Below are 5,162 nucleotides of genomic sequence, written 5' to 3'. Positions count from 1 at the left end.
TACTGCCCGGGGAAGCGGATCGGGTTGTCGATCTCGCGCTTGAAGTGGCCCCGCGTCTTGCCGTAGGCGCTCAGGTCCGCTGCCCACACGACCTGCCGCTGGTCGTCGTACAGTTCCTGCGGCGTGCCCAGGTGGTCAGTTGCGTAATGGTAGGCGTTAGCGCCGTCGAGCTTCGCCAGCGGCCCCGCGTGGTCCGGGTGGGCCACATACGTGATGGGCGTCGCCTTTCTCTGGCCCGCACGAATCTCCTGCGCCATCCAGTCGCCGTCCCAAACGAACAGCGTCGTGATGGTCCGGCCCTGCGCGTCCGTATGGTGTTTGGCCGTGCGCCGCCCCAGCGCGTCGTACTCATAGCGGCTTGTCCCGCCGTTCGCATGCTCGATCCTCCTGAGCTGGTGCGCGCCGTCGTAGCGGTAGGCGGCCGTCAGCGCTTGCGACGCATCGGCCTGCGGCACCGTCACGCTGGTGCGGTTGCCGTGTCCGTCGTAGCCGTACTGCGGCGTCTGCGCCACCGGCAGTTCCGGCATCACCAGTGACAGCAGCCGGTCGCCCTTCGCCACACCCACATGCGTCACCTTGCCGTGACTGACCGCCAGCAGGTTGCCCGCCGGATCGTAGGCGAACATCTCGCTCGCACGGCCCGCCGTCACGGCGCTCAGACGTGACGCTGGATCGTACGTGTAGGCGCGGCTGTCGCGCATCGCATCATGGATGGCGGTGATCTGGCCCGCCCGGTCGTGCTCCCAGGCGCGCCACACCCTCATCGCTTCCGCCGGGTGGCTCCCGCTGTCCACGCCCTGCCAGCGGTGCGAGGCCAGCAGGCCCGCCGCACTGTATTCAAAGTGATGCGCCACCGCCCCCTGCGTGCGCAGCGTCTCGCGGTGCAGCGCGTCGCGCTCGAAGGCCGCCAGCGCCTCGCCGTTGAACAGCACGCCGTGGATGTGGCCCGAGCCGTAGCGCTGCCACGTCAGTGTCCCGGCATCGGGCAGGTGCGTGGCACTGCGGTGGCCCAGCGCGTCCAGTTCGTGCGCGAGCCGCCACACCCGCCCGTGGTGCGCCTGCATTTCGCCCGTACGCCGTCCCGCCGCGTCGTATTCATACGTGACCTGGCTCGGCGTCTCGCCGGGGGCAGTCGCCTGCGCCTGCGTGAGCAGCCCGCGCTCGTCGTAGCGGTAGCTCGCGTGCGTGCCGTCGCTGGCATGCCGCTCGACCGGGCGGCCCAGCACGTCGTAGGCGATGTCGGTCGTGATCTGGCCATCCGTGCCATGATCGGTCCGGGCGATCACCTCGCCCGCCGAGCTGTAGCGGTACGTCTGCCGCCGCCCGTCGAAGCCGGTCTGCGCCACCAGCCGGTCGCGGCTGTCGTATTCGAAGGTGGTCTGTTCGCCGTTGGCGTTTGTGAGGGTCGTCAGGCGTCCGATGGCGTCGTAACGAAAGCCCTGCGCGCCGCCAGTGGGGTCCGTCACGCCCGCGCGCTGGTCGTACGCGTCCCACTGCGTGCGCGTGATCCGGTTGAGCGGGTCCGCCTGCGCCGTGACGCGCCCGGCATCGTCGTAGCTGACATTCCACGCGCCAAGCCCTGCCGGGGTGATGCCGTCCAGGCGGTCCCTCGCGGCATCCCAGTGCTGCCAGCTCTCGTTCCCCAGCGGATCGATGGTCGTGGCGGGTCGGCCCTCGCCGTCGTAGCAGTACTGCGTCGTATGGCCCGAGCAGTCGGTGCGCGCCACGAGCTGGCCCGCGTCGTTGTACTGCATCGTTGTGACGTTACCGAGCGCATCGGTGCGCGTCACAGGCACGCCTTTTTCATACGCGTAGGCCGTCGTGTTACCGAGCGGGTCCGTCTGCGTTGCGAGGTGCCCCGCGTCGTCATACGCGCGCTGCCAGACCTGGCCCGCCGGGTCGGTGATGAGCACCGGCAGGTTCAGGTCGTTATAGCTCACGCGCGTGATGTTGCCCGCCGCATCGATGACGGTGGTGGGGTTGCCCCGTGCATCGTTGACGATCTGCGTGGTACGGCCCAGCTCGTCAGTGTGGCCGCTCACGCTGCCGGATTCATCGAAATGCGTGTGGGACGTGCTGCCGTCCGGGTACAGGATGCGGTCCACCGCCCACAGGCCGTTGTAGTGGTATTCGGTGGTGCGTCCCAGGCCATCTGTTACGCGCGTCGTGCTGCTGGCGGGTTGATACGCGAATTGCGTGTCTCGCGTGATGGCGGGCCTGCCCGCGCGCGCCGTTTCGTCATCGACATACGCGAACGTGCGCGTCACGCGCGCCTGCGGCGTGTCGCCATCCCACTCGGACATGTGAATTGCGCCCGAGGGCGTGCGGTAGCCCGTCAGCAGGTGATGGCGGTATTCGTAGCGCCAGGTGCGCCCGGCGCGGTCGGTCGCCTCGCGCAGGTCGCCATTGGCGTCGTAGGTATAGCTCGCCAGCAGCGGGGCGCCGTGCCCGTCGAGAGACACCGCCGTGATGCGGCCCATGCCGTCGAGGTCGCAACGCACGGCGTGCTGGTTATTGCGCACCTCGCGCAACCAGCCTTCGGGCGTGTAGCCAAGCGACAGGACGTTCGCATCGCGGTCGGTGACGCGCTGGAGCTGCCAGCGCGTGTCGTCGGTCGGGTGGATGACGTAGTGCTCCTCGACGCCGTTGCCGAAGCGCACGGCATAGGTCGCGCCCGCCGGGCTGTCCTCGCCGCGCGAAAGCGTGTATTTCTCGATGACGTGGAAGTGCTCCTCATCCGGTTCGAGCAGCGGGAAGCACAGGCTGCGGCCATCGGCGTCGAAGTACGTGAGCTGCGTGGCGTCGCGTCGGATTTCCGTCGAGTACGGCAGACACCAGGCCGTGCCAAGTGCGCCCACGCGCTGATCGGCGCTGCGGTAGCTGCGCCCCCAGGCAATTGCGATGCGGCCAGGCAGGACGAAGTCTGCCTGCGCCAGTACCTTCTGGCCGGTCGCCAGGTCAACCGGGTTGCAGGAGGTCGCCTTCGTTGCGCTCGTTGGTGTTTGCCCGCAACTCGGGGCCGCATCCGCCTCCGTGACCGGCGCAAGCCCACCCGCACTTCCCCCGGCCATGCTGATCACCGGTGCCTTCAGGTAGATCCCCGTGCCCTCCAGCGTGATCCCCGCCGCGTCAATCGTCACCTTGCCACCGGGGCCGATGAGTTGCGCCTGCTTCGCCCCCGACAGGTGCGCCTCGCCCGAATCCTTTATCTGGAGCTGGTTGTTCTCCGCGCTCGATACTGGCTCAGGCAGGTTCGGCGCAAAGTCCGGCGTCGCCTCGATGGGGTTCGCCAGGTCCTTCGCCACCGCGTCACCCACCGCCTTACCGCGCACCGTCAGCGTGTACGTGTGGCCCACGTCCGACGACCAGTTCTGCGCCACCCGGTCATGCCGGTCCATGCCGACCGTGCTGGCCATCTGCAACGCCACGTTGCGCAGGTACAGCCCGCCCACGTTCACGTTGTATGCCAGTCCCACGTTGAGCATCTGGCCCAGCCCCACGCTCTGCACCGCCGCCAGGTCAATGGTTTCCCACTTCCAGCCGCCCGTGGTCAGCGTCCAGTTACGCCCGATGTGGTCCGTCTCGTCGTGGCCGATGGTCTTCGTGCGGTCGTGACCCACCGTGTGCGTCTCGTCGTGCTCGACCACGGTGTCCATGTTGCGCTCGGCCTGCACCCAGAGCTGCTCCTGGCCCGCCTTGTCCTCGAAACGGATCGCATTGGCGTTGCCGTAGCCGCCGCCCTTCGACGAGCGAGTGAGGATGCCGCTTTGCGTTGCGTTACCTGGCAGCTGCCACGGCGGCATGGTGGCCGCGTTGTAGAGGCGGCCTGTCACCACCGGTCGCGCCGGGTCGCCGTTCTCGAAGTCCACAATCACTTCCGTGCCGATGCGCGGAACGTGGATGCCCCCGAAGTTCGACCCCGCCCACGGATACGACACGCGGATCCAGCACGACGCGTTCTGGTCCATCGCCCCCGCGTGGTCCCAGCGGAAGTGCAGCTTCACGCGCCCGTACTGGTCGGTCCAGATTTCGTGCCCTTCAGGTCCGGTCACCACCGCCGTCTGCGGGCCGCTGGTGCGCGGCTTCGGCAACAGGGCAGGACGGAACTGCACCGTCGCGGGCTGCACCTCGAAATCCACCTCCACGCGGTACTGCGCGCCGCTGCCGGTCGTCTCGCTGGTTTCCTCCAGCGTAAGCTTCGCCCATAGCACGATGTACTCGCGGTTCGCTTCCTGCCTCGGGAAGTTCTCCAGCGTGAAGCTCGTGCCGCACACGACATTGCGCAGGTTGCCGTGACCGGTGGCACGCTCGCCCGGTGCACGCAGCGCCTCCATGCGCAACCGCGCGATGTCCGTGCCTTCACCGTGGTCCGTGTAGTTGCCGGGCCACTCGCGCTTTTCCAGGTCGCCATGCGCCGTGTCCTGCTGCAATTCGTCCTGCGAAGCGAGGTTCGCGGCGGGTTGCTTGAAGTGGTAGTCGTCGGTGGCGTAGACGCCGGTGGTGACCCGTTGCACCGGCTCGAAGCGGTCGATGTATTCCCGGTCGATCTTGCGGTCCGGCTCGTGGTATTCGAGCGTGTGATACGCCTCGCTTTTGACCGGCCCGTAGCCGCCCAGGTGATCCACGAAGATGATGCGGTGAAACGTGTCGCTGTGCTCGACGTACCAGGCGATGCCGTGCTCGGCAAGCAACCGCTGCACGAACGCGAGCGAAGTCTCGTTGTACTGGACCACGTAGTCGAGCAGGTCATACGTGCCGCCCGTGCGGAACTCGTGCGAGAACGTCACTACGCCGAGGACTTCCTCGACGATTTCGATGACAGATTTTCTCTGGAAGGTCCTGTAGTCCGTCGTCAGGTCGAGCAGGGCAAGCCAGGGTTTGATCACCACGGCGTAGCGGCACTGCCGGTTCAGGCGTCCAGCGAATTTTGCCTCCATCACAACGCCGGAAATCTCGCGCGTGCCCGCGCCGATATTCATTGCGCCCGCAACGGTGCCCATGCCTTCCAGCGCAATGGTGACCGTCAGTTCAGTGCCGATGATCTGCGAGATGTCGATGGCCGCGGCCTGTTCCTCCGGCATGTCCAGCGCCGTGGTGAGCGTCAGGTCGTACTGGCAGACAGTCGAGAGCCGTTCCTCGCCCGTGATGGCGCTGAGCACGAA

General features: G+C 67.3%; 1 protein-coding gene. It reads right to left on the bottom strand.

Going from position 1 to position 5,162, the window contains the following annotated elements:
* Positions 1-5,162: type VI secretion system tip protein TssI/VgrG (gene tssI / locus C7402_RS45935; protein WP_116615290.1), on the bottom strand; the 5,162-nt coding region annotated here is incomplete at both ends.

Origin of the sequence: Paraburkholderia unamae (genome assembly GCF_003096875.1) — a bacterium.
GTDB classification, from domain to species: Bacteria; Pseudomonadota; Gammaproteobacteria; order Burkholderiales; family Burkholderiaceae; genus Paraburkholderia; species Paraburkholderia unamae.
The sequence above is the reverse complement of the archived record's forward strand: the minus strand, read 5'-3'. Positions and strand labels throughout refer to the sequence as shown.